Origin of the sequence: Nonomuraea sp. NPDC026600, from assembly GCF_040638335.1 — a bacterium.
Lineage (GTDB): Bacteria > Actinomycetota > Actinomycetes > Streptosporangiales > Streptosporangiaceae > Nonomuraea.
In genome coordinates this window covers 220,673-239,107 of record NZ_JBEZYD010000007.1, presented here as the reverse complement: position 1 = coordinate 239,107, position 18,435 = coordinate 220,673, and the positions used below count along the sequence as shown (strand labels likewise).

General features: G+C 71.5%; 18 protein-coding genes. 8 read left to right on the top strand and 10 right to left on the bottom strand.

Annotated elements, in window-relative coordinates:
- Positions 1 to 21: 21 nt before the first annotated feature.
- Both AB0F17_RS19395 and AB0F17_RS19390 read left to right on the top strand, forming a co-directional pair.
- A complete protein-coding gene (locus AB0F17_RS19395) occupies positions 22 to 1,446 on the top strand; it encodes a wax ester/triacylglycerol synthase family O-acyltransferase (RefSeq protein ID WP_358024523.1) in 1,425 nt (474 codons plus the stop codon).
- Positions 1,447 to 1,866: 420 nt separating this feature from the next.
- Entirely contained in the window at positions 1,867 to 2,949 is a 1,083-nt protein-coding gene (locus AB0F17_RS19390) for an RNA polymerase sigma factor (protein WP_358024520.1), read from the top strand.
- A gap of 157 nt (positions 2,950 to 3,106) precedes the next feature.
- On the opposite strand, the gene AB0F17_RS19385 is transcribed toward AB0F17_RS19390, so the two are convergent.
- A complete protein-coding gene (locus AB0F17_RS19385) occupies positions 3,107 to 3,394 on the bottom strand; it encodes a condensation domain-containing protein (protein WP_358024516.1) in 288 nt (95 codons plus the stop codon).
- Between the two features lie 82 nt (positions 3,395 to 3,476).
- Complete coding sequence (locus AB0F17_RS19380; RefSeq protein WP_358024513.1) at positions 3,477 to 4,079, bottom strand: TetR/AcrR family transcriptional regulator; 603 nt, start codon at positions 4,077 to 4,079, stop codon at positions 3,477 to 3,479.
- Positions 4,080 to 4,149: 70 nt separating this feature from the next.
- On the opposite strand from AB0F17_RS19380, the gene add reads away from it, so the two are divergent.
- Entirely contained in the window at positions 4,150 to 5,112 is a 963-nt protein-coding gene (gene add / locus AB0F17_RS19375) for an adenosine deaminase (RefSeq protein WP_358024510.1), read from the top strand.
- 65 nt (positions 5,113 to 5,177) lie between these two features.
- Here add and AB0F17_RS19370 read toward each other — a convergent pair whose 3' ends face one another.
- Positions 5,178 to 5,780: a PepSY domain-containing protein gene (locus tag AB0F17_RS19370; protein WP_358024507.1), complete on the bottom strand. Its 603-nt coding sequence runs from the start codon at positions 5,778 to 5,780 to the stop codon at positions 5,178 to 5,180.
- 116 nt (positions 5,781 to 5,896) lie between these two features.
- Between AB0F17_RS19370 and AB0F17_RS19365 the strand changes: the two genes are divergently transcribed.
- Both AB0F17_RS19365 and AB0F17_RS19360 read left to right on the top strand, forming a co-directional pair.
- Positions 5,897 to 6,610 carry a hypothetical protein gene (locus AB0F17_RS19365; RefSeq protein WP_358024504.1) on the top strand — a complete coding sequence of 238 codons (714 nt, stop codon included), beginning with the start codon at positions 5,897 to 5,899 and terminating at the stop codon, positions 6,608 to 6,610.
- Positions 6,607 to 7,491 (top strand): LysR family transcriptional regulator, encoded by an 885-nt coding sequence (locus AB0F17_RS19360; protein WP_358024501.1) that lies wholly within the window; start codon positions 6,607 to 6,609, stop codon positions 7,489 to 7,491. Before AB0F17_RS19365 ends, AB0F17_RS19360 begins: the two co-directional genes overlap by 4 nt.
- Before the next feature lie 28 nt (positions 7,492 to 7,519).
- Here the strand turns inward: AB0F17_RS19360 and AB0F17_RS19355 are convergent, their stop codons facing one another.
- The 3 genes from AB0F17_RS19355 to AB0F17_RS19345 form a co-directional block, all read right to left on the bottom strand.
- Complete coding sequence (locus AB0F17_RS19355; RefSeq protein WP_358024497.1) at positions 7,520 to 7,867, bottom strand: metalloregulator ArsR/SmtB family transcription factor; 348 nt, start codon at positions 7,865 to 7,867, stop codon at positions 7,520 to 7,522.
- Complete coding sequence (locus tag AB0F17_RS19350) at positions 7,864 to 8,784, bottom strand: 2-dehydropantoate 2-reductase N-terminal domain-containing protein (RefSeq protein ID WP_358024494.1); 921 nt, start codon at positions 8,782 to 8,784, stop codon at positions 7,864 to 7,866. The genes AB0F17_RS19355 and AB0F17_RS19350 overlap by 4 nt, the downstream gene beginning before the upstream one ends.
- A gap of 178 nt (positions 8,785 to 8,962) precedes the next feature.
- Positions 8,963 to 9,547 (bottom strand): RDD family protein, encoded by a 585-nt coding sequence (locus tag AB0F17_RS19345; protein ID WP_358024490.1) that lies wholly within the window; start codon positions 9,545 to 9,547, stop codon positions 8,963 to 8,965.
- 973 nt (positions 9,548 to 10,520) lie between these two features.
- Between AB0F17_RS19345 and AB0F17_RS19340 the strand changes: the two genes are divergently transcribed.
- Both AB0F17_RS19340 and AB0F17_RS19335 read left to right on the top strand, forming a co-directional pair.
- Positions 10,521 to 13,460: an AAA family ATPase gene (locus tag AB0F17_RS19340; RefSeq protein ID WP_358024487.1), complete on the top strand. Its 2,940-nt coding sequence runs from the start codon at positions 10,521 to 10,523 to the stop codon at positions 13,458 to 13,460.
- A gap of 302 nt (positions 13,461 to 13,762) precedes the next feature.
- Positions 13,763 to 14,029: a hypothetical protein gene (locus AB0F17_RS19335; protein ID WP_358024484.1), complete on the top strand. Its 267-nt coding sequence runs from the start codon at positions 13,763 to 13,765 to the stop codon at positions 14,027 to 14,029.
- Positions 14,030 to 14,155: 126 nt separating this feature from the next.
- On the opposite strand, the gene AB0F17_RS19330 is transcribed toward AB0F17_RS19335, so the two are convergent.
- The 4 genes from AB0F17_RS19330 to AB0F17_RS19315 are packed head-to-tail and all read right to left on the bottom strand — an operon-like array spanning position 14,156 to position 16,839.
- Positions 14,156 to 14,638: a Clp protease N-terminal domain-containing protein gene (locus AB0F17_RS19330; protein ID WP_358024481.1), complete on the bottom strand. Its 483-nt coding sequence runs from the start codon at positions 14,636 to 14,638 to the stop codon at positions 14,156 to 14,158.
- A 2-nt stretch (positions 14,639 to 14,640) separates the two neighbouring features.
- A complete protein-coding gene (locus AB0F17_RS19325) occupies positions 14,641 to 14,871 on the bottom strand; it encodes a hypothetical protein (protein ID WP_358024478.1) in 231 nt (76 codons plus the stop codon).
- Positions 14,872 to 14,910: 39 nt separating this feature from the next.
- Positions 14,911 to 16,038: a winged helix DNA-binding domain-containing protein gene (locus AB0F17_RS19320; RefSeq protein ID WP_358024475.1), complete on the bottom strand. Its 1,128-nt coding sequence runs from the start codon at positions 16,036 to 16,038 to the stop codon at positions 14,911 to 14,913.
- A gap of 42 nt (positions 16,039 to 16,080) precedes the next feature.
- Positions 16,081 to 16,839 carry a TetR/AcrR family transcriptional regulator gene (locus AB0F17_RS19315; RefSeq protein WP_358024472.1) on the bottom strand — a complete coding sequence of 253 codons (759 nt, stop codon included), beginning with the start codon at positions 16,837 to 16,839 and terminating at the stop codon, positions 16,081 to 16,083.
- A gap of 72 nt (positions 16,840 to 16,911) precedes the next feature.
- On the opposite strand from AB0F17_RS19315, the gene AB0F17_RS19310 reads away from it, so the two are divergent.
- Positions 16,912 to 18,396 (top strand): FAD-dependent monooxygenase, encoded by a 1,485-nt coding sequence (locus AB0F17_RS19310; protein ID WP_358024469.1) that lies wholly within the window; start codon positions 16,912 to 16,914, stop codon positions 18,394 to 18,396.
- Positions 18,397 to 18,435 lie beyond the last annotated feature (39 nt).

Below are 18,435 nucleotides of genomic sequence, written 5' to 3'. Positions count from 1 at the left end.
TTCGGGACGGAGGTGTGAGCCATGCCGCAGCTAACAGCCCTGGACGCCCAGTTCCTCCATTTCGAGACGGCCACGAACATCGCCAACATCGCCGGACTGGCCATCCTGGACGGCGACCTCAACCGCGCCGACCTCCAGGCTCTGCTGGAACGGCGGCTGCCGTACGTGCCCGCGTTGCGCCGCAAGCTGGCGCTCGTGCCTCTCGGACTGGATCACCCCTACTGGGTGCAGGAGGACGACCTCGACCTCGACTATCACGTACGCGAGATCGGGTTACCGCCGCCCGGCGACGACAGGCAGCTGGCCGACCAGGTGTCCCGGCTGCACGCCCGCCGCCTGGACCGCCGCCGACCCCTGTGGGAGATCTACCTGATCCACGGCCTGTCCGGTGGCCGCATGGGGCTCTACACCAAGATCCACCACGCGGCCGTGGACGGCATCGGCGGCGCCGACGTGCTGGCCGCGCTCCTCGACCTGGGCCCCGTACCCGCCCCGACCCCCACGGTCGCGCCCGAGCGCGACTCGCCGCCGCCGGGATCGGCCGAGATGATTCTGCGCGGGCTCGCCAGGCTGGCGGGCAATCCGGCGCAGGCGGTACGGTTCGCCGCCCGGGCGATGCCGCACCTGGACGAGATCCCCGTCGTGTCGTCGCTTCCGGGCAGCCGGATGATGTCCGGACTGGCGCGCAAGGTCGCCGGCTCCGGACAGGCCCCCGACCTGCCGTCGCTGCCCGCGCCCAAGACGCCGTTCAGCGGGCCGGTCTCCGAGCACCGGCGCTTCGCGTTCGTCTCGCTGCCGCTGGAGGAGATCAAGCAGGTGCGCAAGGCGTTCGGGGTGACGGTGAACGACGTGGTGATGGCCGTGTGCGCGGGCGCGCTGCGCCGGTGGCTGGCCGCGCACGGCGGCATCCCACGCCAGCCGCTGGTGGCCGGGGTGCCGTTCTCGCTGCGGGAGCCGGGGGCGGGGGGCAACCAGGTGACGTTCATGACGGCGCCGCTGGCCGTCCACCTCGACGACCCCGTCGCGCGGCTGCAGCAGGTGCGGCTGGCCATGCAGCGGATCAAGGACAGGTTCTCGCTGGCGCCCGCGCGGTGGCTGCGCGAGCTGAGCGAGTCGATGCCCGCCGCCCTCATGGGACTGGCCTCCAGATCGGCGTTCGGCCTGGTCGGACAGACCGCGCCGCCCGTCAACGTGGCCATCTCGAACGTGCCGGGCCCGCAGTTCCCCCTGTACGTGTGCGGGGCGCGGCTGCTCACCCACTACCCGGTCTCGGTGATCACCGACGTGAGCGGCGGCGTGAACATCACCGCCTTCTCCTACGACGGCTCGCTGGACATCGGGGTGATCACCGACAGGGAGATGGTGCCCGACGCCTGGGAGCTCGCCGACGATCTGCGCGCGGCACTCGACGAGCTGCTCAACGCGGAAAGGGACCTGCCGCAATAGTGCGGTCTTGCCGGACGCGCGGGCGCCGGAGCCAGATGGCCTTCCTGGTCTTTCTGGTCGGCTCTGGTCGGCTCTGGCCGGCGGAACTGTCGGTGGCATGTGGGAGCTTGAGGACGGCGTGCCGCGTCGAGGAGGGGAGCTTCGCATGGCAGCGTTCCTTCGCCGACGGCTGGGCCGGGCCGAGCATGGCCGGGCAGCGGGTAGCTTGGATATTGATGGCGGGATCGAGCAGGCCGGACACACGTCTCGTCGCCTTCTCCACTACGGCGGCGGGCACGATCCCGCCTTGCCCCGCACCACCACCGCGAACCTCTTACGACGGACGGGTGCTGAATCCCCCACGCGCGGGAAGTAACCGATGATGGCCGTCTTCGCCCCCCGGGCCGCGGTCGTCCAGCCGGGCCCGCACATCAGGAGCAGATGGGCAGCGTGGTCCGCGACGACCTGCCCGCTCTCCCGCTCCCTCGCCCCCGAGGGATTTCTAGGTCCGACATCGATATTCGCCAGTCGAACGACCCGAGCGAGGAGAGTGTCTTGTCCCAAGCGGCAGAGGTTCTCGAGCTAGACGAAAACATCGCCGACGGTGCCGCCGTCGTCGGCGCTGATTCGGTCAAGGCATATCTGAAGGAGATCGGGCGGGTGCCGCTGCTCACCGCCGAGCAGGAGATCGACCTCGCCAAGCGGATCGAGGCGGGCCTGTTCGCCACGGAGCGCCTCAGCACGGAGACCAACCTGCCCACTGAGCTGCGGGCCGACCTCGAATGGATCGCCGACGACGGCACGCGGGCCAAGGAACGCATGCTGGAGGCCAACCTGCGCCTGGTGGTGTCGATCGCCAAGCGCTACACCGGCCGCGGCATGCTCTTCCTCGACCTGATCCAGGAGGGCAACCTGGGGCTGATCCGGACGATCGAGAAGTTCGACTACCGGCTCGGCTTCAAGTTCTCCACCTACGCCACGTGGTGGATCAAGCAGGCCATCACCCGGGCGATGGCCGACCAGGCGCGGACGATCCGCATCCCGGTCCACATGGTCGAGATGATCAACAAGGTGGCGCGGACGCAGCGGCGGTTGTCCGGCGAGCTCGGCCGCGAGCCCACGCCCGAGGAGATCGCCGCCGAGACCGAGCTGCCCATCGACCGGGTCTCCGAGGTGCAGGGCTACGGCCGCGAGCCGATCTCCCTGCACACGCCGCTCGGTGAGGAGGGCGACAGTGAGTTCGGCGACCTCATCGAGGACACCGAGGCCGTCTCCCCGGCCGACGCGGTCTCGTTCATCCTGCTCCAGCAGCAACTGCGGGCCCTGCTCGACGAGCTGTCCGAGCGGGAGGCGGGCGTCATCACCATGCGCTACGGCCTCGCCGACGGCAAGCCGATGACCCTCGACGAGATCGGCAGGATCTACGGGGTGACGCGCGAGCGGATCCGGCAGATCGAGGCCAAGACCATGTCCAAGCTCCGCCACCCGTCCAGAGCCCTGGCACTGCGCGAATACCTCAGTTAGGACGGGCGGCCAGCCACGTCCGATCGGGGTTAGGCCAGGCGGTCGGGCGCGTCCGGTTGGGGGTCGGGACGGGCGGCCAGCCATGTCCGGTCGGGGGTCAGGAAGCGGTCCACGATCAGCCCGGCGCCGGCCAGGGCGGCGGTGAGCTGGTCGTCGCTCAGCGGACGAGCTCGCCCGCGAGATCGGTGGTGGGCAGCTCGACGTCGAAGGGGCAGCCGCTCACCACCGCGCGGGCGACCCCGCCGTCGGCGGGGAACCTCATGCGTAACGCGACGTGCCGGTCGGCCAGCGCGCCGAGGGCCCGGCGCAGCGCCGCCACGTCCAGCCGTCCGCGCAGCTCGTAGCCCCGGAAGACGTTGTACTGCGGCGAATCCGGCGCGAGCTGCTGGAGAAACCACAACCGCTGCTGCGCCGGTGACGGCATCGGCTCGTGTTCTTCCGGCATCGTCTCCTCACCCGTTAGGGAGGCGAAGTGGCTGGTGGGCCGGAGATCTCTGCAAGGAGGCTCTATCAGCCCCCCGAGCTTGTCAAGCGGCCGGTCGGCGCAGGCCCTCCAGACAGACCTGGATGATCGGCTCGGCCAGCTCCGTCGCGGGCAGGCCGGGATCCACCAGGCACTGGAGCAGGCAGCCCTCGAGGGCGCCCACGATGACGGTCGCGTGGTGCTCGCTCACGCCCGCGCGCAGCGCGCCTTCCTTGTCGGCCTGGCGCAGGAGTTCGGCGATCGCCGCCCGCATATCGCCGTAGACGGCCGCCATGTCCACCGGCGACTTCTCCGCCTCCCGGGACGCCGCCCACAGATCGACCATGATCCGGGCCGGTTCGCGCTGCGCGGCCAGCACGTCGAGCACCGCGTGCACCAGCCCGCCCAGCCGCTCCAGCGCGGGGCCGGGGCCGTTGACCGCCCGGTCGAAGATGTCGGCCGACATGGCTCTGTAGGCTTCGAACGCGGCTTCCAGCAGCGCGTCCCTGCTGTCGTAGTAGAGGTAGACGCTGCCCTTGGCGATGCCCGCCTCGGCGGCGATGTCGTCGATGCGGGTGGCGGCGAAGCCCTTGCGGGCGAACAGCTTCACCGCAGCGGTGAGGATCTCTTTGCGTCGCGCGGCCTTGTCGACCTTCCGGGGGGACATGCGGCCATTATGACTGACCGGTCAGTCAATGGCAAAACCGAGATGCGGGCCGTCCGGGCTGGTGACTAGGGTGCTGACAGTGAGAGACGTACGGCTGCTGCCCAAAGCCCACCTGCACGTTCACCTGGAGAGCACGGTCCGGCCCGAGACCTCGCGCGAGTTCGGCGGCCCGGGGGTCCGGGGCGGGCCGTTCGCCACGTTCCGCGAGTTCGCCGACCATCGGGCGCTGACGCGCGGGCGGCTGCGCACGGCCGAGCACTTCCGGCGGGTGGCGCTGGAGTTCTGCGAGGACGAGGCCGCTCAGGGCACCCGCTACGCGGAGGTGTCGTTCACCGCGGCCTCGCACGGCGAGCGGCTCGGCGCGCCGGAGATGCCGCTGGAGGCGGTGCTCGACGGGCTGGCCGAGGGGTCGCGCCGCTACGGGATCGAGTGCCGGGTGCTGCTCGACCACTCGCGGCGGCGTTCCGTCGAACGGTTCTGGCAGACGCTGAAGCTCGCCACCCGTTACGAGGCGGTCATCGGCATCGGGCTGGCGGGTGACGAGAGCCACCCGTTGGCGCCGTTCGCGGAGGTGCTCGACGCGGCCAGGGACACCGGGGTGCACCTGGTGCACCATGCGGGGGAGTTCGGCGGGCCGGAGAGCATCCGGGTGGCGCTCGTGGCCGGGCACGCCGAGCGGATCGGGCACGGCGTCCGCGTTCTGGAGGACGACGCGCTGGTCGCCGAGATGGGTGAGCGCGGGGTTCCGCTGGAGGTCTGCCCCACGTCGAACGTCCTGCTCGGTGTCGTGCCCAGCCTGGCCGAGCATCCGCTGCGGCGGCTGCGCGAGGCGGGGCTGGCCGTCACGCTCAACACCGACGGCGAGACCGACCTCGCGGAGGAGTACACGCGGGCGCGGGAGGTCTTCGGGTACGACGACGCGGAGCTGGCCGGGTTCGCCCGGGCCTCGATCGACGCGTCGTTCGCCGAGGAGGAGCTCAAGGTGGGGTTGCGGGCGGGGGTGGCCGCCTGGCTGGCGGGCACGGGTCGCTAACGTGTTTCACGGAATGTGGCGGCGCGCTGACCGTCGGGGGCGCGGTCAGCGCTCGCGGTCCCCGATCAGTCCCCTTCGCTGTCCTTGGTGACCTTGCCGTCGATCGCGTCAACCGTCATGTTCTGCTTGTTCCCGTCGGAAGCGACCACCTCCACCTCCCAGACGATCTTGTCTCGGTGGCTGTCCAGGTTCAGTTCGGTGATGCGGCCGCCCGGTACGGCCGTGGCGATCTTGTCGGCGGCCTGCCGGTAGTCGAGCTTGGCGGCCTTGATCCGGTCGAGGTCCTTGGCCTTGTCCTTGGAGCCGTCATCCTCCGCCGACGGGCCGCTGACGACCTTCGCGGTGCCGGACTCTACGTCCATCTGGTGTTCGGTGCCTTTGGCGTCGACCACCCGCACCTCCCACAGGCTGCCGTTCTCCTCGGTCTCCATCGAGACGAGCGTCGAGCCGGGCACGGCCTTCAATGCGGCCTGCCCCACCTCCTCCAGTTTCTTCACCCCCGAGTGCTTCTTCGAGTCGGCCTCCGCGTACGGGGATGTGGTAGCGGCGCTGTACGGCGTGGGAGTATCGGCGCCCTGCGCGGACATCTGACGGGCGTCGGCCCCGCAGGCGGCCGCCGCGAGCAGCGCCGCACCCGCCAGAGCGCCCCCGATGATCGTTTTCCTCATGTGGCGACACTTATCATTTCCGCAGGTCGAACGGTGCGAACGACATGAGCGTCTCCTCATACCCGCCGCGCGGTCCGGCATTGGCACGCGGGTCCGCCGCCCCCGATAGTGGCGGCATGGCTCCTGCCCTGCTCGTCGCCGTCATCGGCGACTTCGACCGGACGTTCGCCCCGCACACGGCCACGAACGACGCGCTGGCTCACGCCGCGACGCGGCTGGGGATCGAGATCGAGATCCCGTGGCTGGCGACCGAGCCGCTGGAACGAGACCTGTCGGCCGTACGCGCCGCCGACGCGTTGTGGTGCGCGCCCGGCAGCCCGTACCGCAGCCTGGCCGGGGCCCTCGCCGCCCTGCGTCACGGCCGCGAGCACGGCGTGCCGACGCTGGGGACCTGCGGCGGCTTCCAGCACATGGTGATCGAGTACGCCCGCCACGTGCTCGGCTTCGAGGACGCCCAGCACGCCGAGTACGACCCGTACGCGTCGCACCTGTTCGTCTCCGCGCTGACCTGCTCACTCGCCGGGAAGACCCTGCCCGTCAGCCTCGCGGCGGGGTCGCGGGCGGCGGAGTTGTACGGTGTCACGGAGGTCGAGGAGCGCTACTACTGCGACTTCGGCCTCAACCCCGGCCACCGGCGAACCCTGCACGACGGAGGGCTGCGGGTGACAGGCGTCGACGCCGAGGAGGAGGCACGCGTGCTGGAGCTTCCCGGGCATCCCTTCTACGTGGCCACCCTGTTCGTGCCGCAGGCCCGATCGACGCCGGAACAACCGCATCCGCTGGTCACCGGGCTGCTGCGGGCGGCTCTCCGGGCCCGGCGCCGGGCATGACGTTCGGCCAGCTTCGGGTGCTGCGCGCCGTCGCCAGGACCGGGAACATGACGCGCGCCGCCGAGGAGCTCGGCACCACCCAGTCCGCCGTGAGCCACGCGCTGGGCAGCCTGGAGCGGGAGCTGGGGCTGGTCCTGTTCGTCAGGGGCAGCGGCGGGGTCACCCTGACCGCCGCGGGCCGTACCGTGAGCAGGCGAGCGGACCTCATCCTGAGGCAGCTCGAAGCACTCGACAAGGAGGCCGCCGCCGCACGCGGCGAGACCGGCGGGCGGTTGCGCGTCGGCGCGATCCCCAGCGCGAACGCCCGGCTGCTGCCGCGGATCCTCCGGGCGTTCGAAGCCGCGCACGAGCGGGTGCGGCTCACCGTGATCGAGGGATCCGACGCCGAGGTCGCCGAATGGCTGCGGACCGGGGCGGTCGACGTCGGCACCGTGACGGCCGAGGCGCCCGACCTGGTCACCGTCCCGCTCGCCCGCGACCGGCTGCTCGCCGTCCTGCCGGCCGGCCATCCGCTGGGCGTCCGGGCCGCGACCACCATCGCCGAGCTGTCGCGCTATCCCTTCATCATGTCGACGGGCGGGTGCGAGCCGCTCATCACCGAGCTGGCACGGCGGGCCGGCGTCCGGCTGCGCTGCCACTACGAGGTACGCGACACCACCAGCATCCTCGCCATGGTCGCGGAACACCTGGGCGTCTCCGTCATGCCGGAACTGTCCCTGCCCCCGGAGCACGCCGGGGTGTGCGCCGTACCGCTCGAACCTGAGGAACTGCGGACGATCCTGCTGGGGGTCCCGGCCGAGGGCGAGCCGCTGCCTGCCGCTACCGCGTTCGCCGAACTGGCCGTGCGGGAGAGTGCCGCGACGCGGCGGGTGCCCGGGTGAGACGGCGACCCCTGGCGCGCAGGCAGGGTCAAGCCGGCGGGCCAGGAGCCGTGGCGCAGGCGATGATCGAAGAGGTCAGATCGCGCAGCGGGGTCAGCAGGCGTGGATAGTCGGCCGCGTTGAGCGCGTACAGGCGGTAGGCGCCGTCGCGGCGCACGGTGAGCAGCCCCGCGTCACGCAGGATCTTCAGATGGTGCGACACGGCGGGCTGGGACAGGCCCAGGTGGTCGGCGATGTCGCCCACGTTGCGCGAAGCGCCGGATTCGAGCAGGAACACGATGATCTCCTGCCTGCGTTCGTCGCCCAGCGCGGTGAACAGCGGCCGGGTCGTGGCGAACAGGGCCAGGACGTCCCGCGCGGCGGCATGGCCGGTCATGCGGACACCTCGGCACGCAGCTCCGTGAGGTGGGTGACGGGCAGGCCACGGGCCGCCCCTTCGGCGATCCAGCCCGCCAGCATCAGGCGCGTCTGCGCGCTCACCTTGGTGAAGTGCGTCTCAAGGTAGCGCGGCAGGTCGAAGGGCACGAGCAGCGGCAGCGCGCGTAGGGCCAAGAACACGGCCCAGGCCGGGATCGCGAGCGGGGCCCGCCTTCCGTGCCCTGCCGCGGCGATCGCGAGGGCCTCACGGCTCGCCCGTGCCGCGCGCGCGTACCGGGTGGTCGCGATCGACCAGCCCGCGCTCTCCAGCGCGGCGATGTACGGCATCATCCGGGCGGCGGTGAGGTCACTCGCCCCCGGCCGTCGGGTGCGTCTGGCACGCGCGCCGCCCGCCCGGAGCGCGGCGATCACCTGCCGGGCGCGCGGTTCCGCGCCGAAGACGCCGAGCGCCGCCCCGGGTGGCGCCCAGTAGGCGATGCCGGGCTCGCATACCTGCCCGGGCATCGGCGCCTGGTAGGCGAGAAGGGCCGGCATCACCTGGACGATCTGCTCCGCCGGCCAGGTCCGGGTGAGGACCGCGTGGTCCTGCGGTGCTTGGCTGATGGTGACCACGGTCGCGCCGCCGGTCGCGGCGTGCAGGTCTCCCATCCAGGAGCCGGGCAGCGCGGTGGAGTCCACGCACAGCCACACCATGTCCCACTCTCCGGCCACCGGCTCAGTGACCACCTGGTACGGCGTCAGTCGCCGCTCGACGGCCCGTCCGCGCCGGCGCAGCCGGTACAGCAGCGCGCCGTCCCCGTCCGCCCAGTGCTCTCTGCCGGGCTTGACCAGGTAGCTGACCTGGGCGCCGCCGGCCGCCAGCCACATTCCGAAGACCTGCCCAAGTGCTCCCGCGCCCACCACCAACACCTTCACCCGAACTCCATCCTTGAGAATATTTAAATATTTCGATGGATAGAGTATCTCGAGATGCGGCCAGAAGCACATGAGAGGAGGGGCGTATCACGCCGTACCGCCGACGCGCCTGTGGGCGTTGCCGGCCACAGGCGCGTCGTGAGACATCATCGGGAGGATCGGTCCCGGGTCTTGTCGGCTACTTCACCCTGACGACGACGGTGCCGGCCAGCTTGTCGTGCAGGCACTGGTGCAGCGGCTTGTCCCAGAACTGCCAGAGCACGTTCACGAGGTAGGCGAGGTAGGCGACGAATCCGATGACGGGGATGAAGTTGAGCGCCAGCGGGCCCCAGAGCACACCCGCGCGGGTCATGACGGCGTTGGAGGACAGCGGTTCGGCGGCGTGGTTCGAGGGTACCGGCACCACGCGGAGGCCCATCACCTTCTTCCCGACCGTCTGCCCGCTGCCGCGGAGCATGAAGAACTCGTAAGCGAAATAGATCGCCGCACCCAGGACCGCGTTCAGCAGGGCGGCCAGGAAGACGCCGCTGCCGTCGGCGCTGACGAGAATGGGCGTCAGGATCATGCTGAGAATGGCGGTGACGATTCCCAGAATGACCCCGTCAATGATGCGGGCGACCAAGCGCTGCCACCACTCTGCGAGCGGGAGGGCGCCCGGGGCCTGGCCGGATCCCTGCGGCGCTCCGTATGGAGACGATCCGGCCGGCGTCGAGTGCTGGCCCGGGTCGTTCTGGTGATAGGGCGACGTGCCGCTGTTGGTCATGTCAGTTCACCTCGGAATGAATGTGTGGTATATGGGCGGCCGCAGCTGCCTGCGACGATTGAGCGCAGCCGACAACGGAGGGAGTCGTTTTTCGCTGCCTCCGAAATAGGGGTGCATCCTCGCCGCTCAGGAATCTGTGGACTCCGGCCGGCGAGTGCCCCGGACTCACGGGCGTATGTACGGCCTCCGTCGAGCGGGCACGCTGGGGCGGCGCCACTCACGGCCACCGCGTGCACACGCTTTCCCGCCCAGGCTTCGGGCGGCTACTCTTCCACGGGCCGAGTCCGCCTGCATCAGCAAAACTACCTAGTGCGGATACGTAGATGTCCCGCGTGGGCCGACCGTACGGGCTGCCGTCCGACTCGTGCGGCCGACCTGCCGAAGCCGTTCGGATATCGGCCTGTGCGGCAATGTCGCAAGGTGCCGAAGTGGCGCCCCGCTGCCATGGCAATGAGCGACGAAATCAGCGTTGATATTAGGGAACTCTGCGAAAGCGGTGACAGCTCGACTGGTGCTTCACTTTGCAGTGTCGTTCATTTTCATTGACAGCGCGTGGTAAGTGACATCATGACAGCATCGTGAGCCGAGCGTGCGGCACATCACTGGTCGGTCGTGCTCGATACGGAGGGCCGGCGGCGGCGTGACCAGCCGATAGGGCGTGCCGGGTGGGGTGCGTGGCCGCTGGGGAAGTTCCGCCCATCTGGTGCCTTCACACAGTGATCCGGCTCCCCAGAGGATCGCCTGCCGCCGGGTACCTGCGGGAGGAAGGATACGATCGGGTCCATCCGGAAATGTCACTGACCCAATCTATGCTTGGGCTCGAATCGAGTCGGCGTATGTATTCCGGCTCCGGGAACTGACCGCCGGCATGGGTTGACGCAGTCGAGGCCGGGCTTGACTCCCCGGTTGTGGGTCTCGACGGACGCGGCCGGGAGGGGCATACGTGTTCGCAGGGACATCGCACGAGCGACTGGTGGGACGAGACTCGGAGATCGCGCGGCTCGAGGACGTGGTGAAGGCTCTGACCGCGGGCCGCGGCACGGTGGTCGAGATCGCCGGAGACCCCGGGATAGGCAAGACGAGCCTGCTGGGCGTTCTGGAGGCGCTGGCCGGTCAGGCGGGGATCCGGGTGTTACGCGCTCATGCCGTACGAGGTGCGCGGGTCCACCGGCAAGCACCCGGCCGCCGCGTGCCGTACCAAGTGTTCCGCGACGCCTGGGGCGACCGGCCGAGCATGGAAGCCGTGGTCGAAGATCGGGCTCCCGGGGCCGCGGGCGCTCCCACGCATCCCCGCTTCCGGGTGGGCCGTGCCGTCCGTACTCTGCTCGCGGACTGGGCGGCGGATCATGGCGGCGTGCTGATCTTGGACGATCTTCAGTGGTGCGACGAGGATTCGGCGGACCTGGCCGCCCAACTGGTCCGCACCCCTGTGCCAGGCCCACTCGTCCTCGCCGTGGCGCACCGGCCCCGGCAGACCCGGCCGCTGCTGCTGGAGGCGCTGGACCATGGTGCGCAGACCGGGACGGTGGTCCGTCTCGAACCCGGACCGCTGGTTCCCGACGCGGTGGCCTCCGTGCTGGAAGGGCTGCACAAAGCCGGCGACGCTCCCGCCGTGCCGACTTCGGATCAGGGCTCCGTCGGCGTGCGCTCGTACCAGCACCTCGAGGCTCGCAGGTACGCCGAGCACCTGCACGAGGCCTGCGGCGGCAACCCCCGCAACCTGCGCATCCTCGCGGCCGCCGGGTGGCATCCCGACAGCTGGCCGGATCGCGCGGGGGCCGACCGGGACGCGCTGCTCCGCGAGTCGGCGACGCTGATCGCCGAACTGGATGAGCTCACTCCCGACGCGTCCATGACGCTCGGCGCGGCCGCCGTGCTCGGCGACCCGTTCCGGCCTGAGGATGCCGCTGTGGTCTCCAGGCTCGGCCTGGACCGGACCCTCGACGTGCTGGCTGAGCTCACCAGCGGTGACCTGGTGCGTCCGCTCGCTTCTGGCGGGCGGTTCGCCTTCCGTCACGGCGTGCTCGGGCACGTCGTCCAGCAACGCGCCGTCCCTTCTTTCCTCTTGCCCGCCCATCGCAGAGCGCTCGGCCTGCTGTCCGCGCGAGGGGCATCGGCCGCCGATCGAGCCAGGCACGCGGAGCATCTGACGGGCACTGACGGCGTGCCTGCCCTCCAGGTGCTCGCCGAGGGCGCGGCCGAGGTCGTCGGCCAGACCCCCGCCACCGCAGCTCGCTGGCTGCGCCTGGTGTTGGATTCCTCCCCGCGTGGCGACCGGCTGACTCCGCACCGCGCCACCCTGATGCTCTCGTGCTGCCAGGCCCTCACCGCCGCCGGCCGGTTGGAAGAGGCCCGCGCCCTTGCCCACGAGGTGCTGCGTGACCAGTCGCACCTGCCCGCTGACATCCGCCGGTCGGCGTACGCGGCCTGCTCCGACGTCGAGCGCCTGCTGGGCCGGTACGAGGAGGCGGAGGCCATGGCGCACGCGGCGCTCGAAGGGCTGCCGCGGCCACTGCCCGATCCGCTTCCCGCCGGCATCGCCGAGCTGGCGTTCAAGTACGGGCTGGTGCACATGCTGCGTAACACCTACCGTCAGGCGCGCCCGCTGGTCCGCGAGGTCGCCGGCGCGGCGGAGGAAAGGGGGGACCTCACACAGCTGGGCGTGCAGGTGCTCGCCGCGTTCGGTGACGCCTACCTCGCCGAGATGAACACCGCGATCCCCGAAGTCGCGGCGTGCGCCAGGCTCGTCGACGGATTACCCGACGCGGCGGCCGCGCGCATTCCAGAGGTGCTCGCCATGGTGGGCTGTGCGGAGATGTACCTGCAACGGTTCGGGGATGCCTACCGGCACCTGCGCAGGGGGTTGAGAGTCACGAGCGGCGGTGCGCAACAGCACATCGCGACGCACCACCTTCTCGGGCTGGCGGTCCTGGACCAGTGGACGGGCCGGCTGGACCGAGCGGTGGAGTGGGCGCTGGAGGCCGAGCGGGTGGCCCGCGCCATAGGCGCTGACGATGCCGCGGGGTTCGCGATGACGACGCGTGCCACGTCGCTGATGTGGGCGCGCAGCCGCCGGGACGCCGCTGAGATCGTCGCGCTCGCTGAGGAGGGCTTCCGCACCACGTCCCCGGGCCAGGGCTGGTGGGGAGGTGCGGCGGCGGGGCAGCTCGCCCAGATCCGGCTGATGAGCGGGGACGCGCGGGGCTGCGTCCGGATCTTGCTGGAGGAAGGAGGCGGCGCGGGGTTGCCGCTGGCCCAGCCGCAGTCCCGCGCTGAGCTGCTGGCACTGCTCTCCACGGCGGCGCTGCGGTGCGGAGACCGCGACACCGCCGACCGTTCCGCCGACGATGCGGAGACGACAGCGGCCCAGCTGGGCCTGTCGGTCCAGCGGGCGAGCGCGTGGCTGGCCAGAGCCGTGCTGCACCAGACCGACGGCGAACACGACGCGGCGGTGAAGCTGTTCGAGGATGCGGCGGACGGTTTCCGGCGGGCCGGCATGCCGGTGCGGCACGCCTGGACGCTGGTGTCGGGAGCCCGCTCAGCCGCGGCGGCCATGGGCCAGGAAGTGGCGCTGAGCTGGCTGAACTCCGCTGTGTCCGGGTCCAGGAGTTGCGGGGCGGTCAGGGTGCGCGAGGAGGCGGTACGCGTGCGGGGCGAGCTGGCGGCCCCCGTGCCCGGCCCAGGAGTGGTCGTCGTTCGGTCACACCTGCTGGGCCTGCTCACCGAACGGGAACGGGAGATCGCGGAGCTCGCGGCCGAGGGGAAGCGTTCCCGTGAGATCGCGGACCAGCTCTACCTGAGCACCAGGACGGTGGAGGCTCATCTCGCGAGGGTCTACCGCAAGCTGGAGGTCTCCTCTCGAGCCGCTCTCGCGGCCGTCCTCCTGCGCATGTCTGACGTCACGGACAGGTGACCTCGGGGCGTTGTCTCGGAAACCCTCGCCCATGGCCTTCACCATCGAGCGGACGGACGTCCCCGGACGCGGCCTTCCGGGCGCGCTCCGCCGTGACGGCCAGGTTCGCCTCGTTGACGTCGTAGGTCGCGACCGAGCAGCCTTCGACGCCAAGGCGCGCTCATGAGAGTGAGTGGTGCGGCGGTGAGCTGATGACGTGCGGCACCGGCGCGCCGTACCGTGGCGGACAGAGCGGGGATGCCTTCCCTCGGGCGCACTGCATGACGGAGTCTCTGCTAGGGGTAACTGGAGATCGAGGGCTTATGAGCGACGAAGATGATGCGCGCGCCGAGCTGGAGGAATGGAGTGAGTTCGTCGGCCGGATCCGCTATGACGGTCCACGTCCGGATGATGGCCGCGACGAGCGGTTGGCCGATGAGGCGGTGGTCAGCGAATTCTCCGGCTGGGGGCGTTTGGACGGCTCGGCCGAGATGAACAACCTGGTCTGCCGCGCCTTGGAGATCGGCTACCTGCGAGCTCTGCAGGACGTACGCGAGCGACGGATCGCCGGGCTGGGCCCCACCAACTGACCTGCGGTTCCTGGCGCGGCGGTGATGTCGTCGGCGCGGCCTCGGGCCCAAGCGCGGTCCGGTGCCGCCGCCCTGGGCGACGCGGTCACGCGCTCTCCAGCGGGGCCGGCCAGCGGTGGCCGTGCGTCACTCGCCGTCGTCCGGGAGCGTATCCAGGATGCGTACCACCAGGTCCGCCTGGTCGACGCCGGCCAGGGCGAGCGCGCGCGGCACGGTGCCGACCTGAGCCCGCACGATCCCGAGCAGCAGGTGCGCCGGCCGCAGATCCTTCTTGCGGGGGACGGACGCGAAGCCCCGTTCGAGGGCGAGCTTGGCCGATGCCCCCATCTGGGTGGGCCGTTCGGCGGCACTGCTCGGCCGCGGCAGGGCGAAGGTGGCGAGAGACACTCCCGCCGCGCCCAGGCTGTGCTCGAACTCCTTGTCCAGCGCGTCGCGGATCGCCTGGTGATCGAGCCCGACCGAGGCCAGGACCTGATGGGTGCCGGTCTCCTGCTCGGCGGCGATCGCCAGCAGGAGGTGGTGCGCCTCGACGCTCGCCGAGCCGTCCTGCTGGGCTTCGTGTCCGCCCTGGTCGATGATCGTGTTGATGTAGTGGTCGATGGCGGCCATCGTCAGCGCCTCCTCAGCGTGACGCCGGCGGCGATGAGCCGCTTGGCGTGCTTCTTGTGAACGGCCTGGCGCGTCACGCCGAGCGCCTCGGCGACCTGCGGCCAGCTCCAGCCCGCGCGCATCGCCTGCTCGACGGCGTCGTCCTCCAACTGGTCGGCCAGGCGCCGCAACGCCGCCACGGCCGCCAGCCGATCGGCGGGTTCTTGGGAAACGGGGATCTCAGCAGCGGGCACGCTAGCAACCTTAGTTGACTAATCCCGCAGGGGTCAACGTCAGGCGTGGCCGCCCACGGTGATCGGGCCGAGTGTCAGGCGCGGCTCGCCCTCCAGGATCTGTCCGGCGAGGGCCACCTGCTCGTCGAGTTCGCGTAGCTGGGCGGGGGTGAGCTCGCGCAACGTCTCCACCGTGACGGCCAGCCGGCGGCCGGACCGCCGCTGGTGCCAGACCCCCGCCACCTGACCGTCCACGAGCAGCACCGGGAAGTTGCCCGCCTGGCCGCCGGCCAGTGCCCGCGCGGCGGCCGCGCCCGGATACAGCAGTTCGCGCGGCCGCCCGGCCACCACATAGGCATCGAAGTACGGCAGCAGCCGCACGCCCCTCGGCGGCTCGTCCGGCGCCTCGGTGTCGCCGGCCGCGACCCAGGCCGGGCTGCCGTCGAACAGCACCTGCTCCGTCTCGGCCGCCGCGAAGGCCGCGCTCGCCCACTTCACCGGCGCGCCGATCCACTTGGCGAACTGCTCAGGCGTAGCGGGACCGTACGCCCGCAGATAGGCGTCCACCAGCTCGGCGCATCCGTCAGCCGGGCGGAAACCCGCTGGTGGGGCGGTGTAGGTGACCTTGCGCCCCCTCGCCGGGCCGAACACGAACGCGCCCCGATGCGCCGCCGTCGCCATGGCCTGCCGCCAGCGCGGCCACATCGTCTGGAAGGCCGGCATGACGAGGTCTCCCGCCCACGGTCCCGTGGTGGCGACGACCGCGTCGCTCAGCTCGTCGATCGTCAGGGCGGCTCCGGTCAGCACCTCGCGGATCGCCTCCACGACCTGGTCGGTCTGGGCGGGGGTCAGGCGTATGCCCGGGGCGTGCGCGGCGTACGAGGACGGCACCGACGACAGGGCGCCGATCCACATCGGCAGGTCGCGGGCGGGCAGCAGGTGGACGGTACCGCGCGGGCCGTGCGTCTTGACCAGGCTGCGCTCACCCCACAGCGCCTCGCGCACGCCGGTACGGGTGAGGCCGTCGAGGCGGAGGCCGACCGACAGCTCGGCCGCCGACATCACCTGAGCGTGGGCGCCGCACATGGCGGCGACGACGTCCGCCGGGGTGGCGTCCTTGGCGGGGGCGGTCAGGCCGTGCCGCTCCAAACGCCTGGCGCTGACCTGGGACCACGACATTTCCATCATGAGACTTACCGTAGGCGGCAATGCGGAAGGATTCGTTCCGCATTAGACGTGGTGGGCGCGGACGATGAGATCGGCGGCGTCGGCGGCGATGGCGTGCCGCCGTTCGGGTGGCAGGGGCAGCATGCCGTACGCCGTGTCGACGCGCGCCTCGCTGACCACCAGGTGCGAGAACTGGCGGGCCGCCCTGTCCGGGTCCGGCACCCGCAGCCTGCCGTCGCTGTCGCACGCGCGCAGATAGTCCGCCACGCCGCCGCCCAGCGACGAGGAGCTCGCCCGCCAGGTGCGCTGGAGCTCCGGATGGTGGCCCACCTCCGCGATGGTCAGCCGGTGCAGCGCCGCCACCCGCGGAGACAGCGCGATGTCCAGCGTCCACTCGCCGAGCGCGGTCAGGTCCTCGCGTGGATCACCCGTGAAAACGACGCCCGCCCTCGCCATCCCCCCGCGCCCCACCGGACCGCCCCCCGCCGACGCGTCACGGCCGGTCTGACCGCCGCCCGCCGCCGTGCCCCGACCCGCCGGACCGCCGCCCGCCGACGTGCCGCGGCCCGCCGGGCCTCCTGTCGCCGGCGCGTTCCGGCCCGGCGCGCCTGCGACTGCCGATCTGGCCTCCTGGATCGCGGCGAGGAAGAGCTGTTCCTTGTCGCCGAAGTGGCCGTAGACGGTCTGTTTGCCGACTCCCGCCTGCGCGGCGATCGCGTCGACGCTCGCGCGGGCGTAGCCCAGGTCGGTGAAGACCTGGATGGCGGCGTCGAGGATGGCCCGGCGCTTGGCCGGTGAGCGTCGCGGGCCGTGGTCGGCCATGGTCTGTACCCACTCTCTCCGAATAGGGTCTAGTGTACGAGACTAGACCGTCTAGTCTAGTTTGGAGGGCGTATGAACGCCGATGTCGTGGTGGTCGGGGCCGGACCTGTGGGTCTGCTGCTCGCCGCCGAATTGCGGCTGGCCGGGGCCACGCCGCTGGTCCTGGACCGGCTCGCCGAGCCGACGAGCGAGCCGAAGGCGCGCGGGATCGGGCCGCTGGCCGCGGAGGCGCTGCGCCGCCGCGGGCTGGGGGAGGCCGTGGCGAAGTTCCACGAACAGGGGCTCGCCGACAAAGCACGCGACCACGGAAGCGAGAAGGGGCACTTCGCCCAGATCAACAAGATCGACCCCGACCTTCAGGAGGAACCCGAGCGGACCGGCGCGCTGATCTGGCAGCCGGACCTGGAACGGATCCTCGCCGAGCACCTGGCCTCGCTCGGCGTCCCGATCCGGCGCGAACACGAGGTGACGGCCCTGACCCAGGACGACTCCGGCGTCACCGTGACCGTGCGAACCCCGGCGGGGGAGCGGCACATCTCCGCCGCGTACGTCGTCGGCTGCGACGGCGGCCGATCGACGGTGCGGAAGCTGGCCCGGTTCGACTTTCCCGGCACCGCCCCCACGAGTGTCGTCCGGCGGCTGAGGGGCGACATCTCCGGGACGGAGCGGCTGCCCGAGTCCGGCTGGCAGCCGACGGGGATGCTGATGTGCGCTCCCGGCATGGTGGCGACGGTCGAGTTCGACGGCTTCCCCGAGGACCGCGACGCGCCGCTGACCGGGCAGGAGATGCGGGACAGCCTGCTCAGGGTGACGGGCGTCGAGGTCGAAGTGGCGGCGGTTCACGACACGCTGAGCTTCACCGACGTCGCCCGCCAGGCGGCCACCTACCGGCTCGGCCGGGTCCTGCTCGCGGGCGACGCCGCTCACGTCCACTCTCCCAACGGCGGCCAGGGGCTGAACCTGGGGCTGATGGACGCGGTCAACCTGGGCTGGAAGCTCGCGGCCACGGTCGCCGGGCGCGCGCCGGACGGCCTGCTCGACACCTACACCGCCGAACGCCACCCCGTGGGCGCCGCCGTCCTGCACAACACCCGCGCCCAGTCGGCGCTGCTGCGGCCCGGCGCGCACGCGGCCGCCATGCGCGACATCGTGTCGGACCTGCTCGACCTGCCGGAGGTCAACCGCTACTTCGGGCGGCTGCTGAACGGGCTCGGCACCCGCTACGATCTCCCCTACCCCGCCACCCACCCCCTGGCCGGCCGCCCCTGCCCCGACCTGCGGCTCACGCTGCCGTCCGGCGCCACGCGGACCCTCGCGGACCTCGCCGCGTCCGGCCGGCCGCTGCTCGTCCACGCCCCCTCACAGCCCGAGGTGGCGGAGGCGGCGGCGGCCTGGCGGGGCTCGCTGGAGGTCGCCGAGGCGACCGTCGAGGACCATGACGGCCTGTCGGCCGCCTTCGTCCGCCCCGACGGCACGGTCGCCTGGGCATCCGCCCCGGGCTCGGCCGACACCACCACCCTGACGGCGGCCCTCCACGCGTGGCTGCCACCCGCCTGACGCCCAAAGGGCGCACGGCGTCCCGCACGAGCCGTGGGC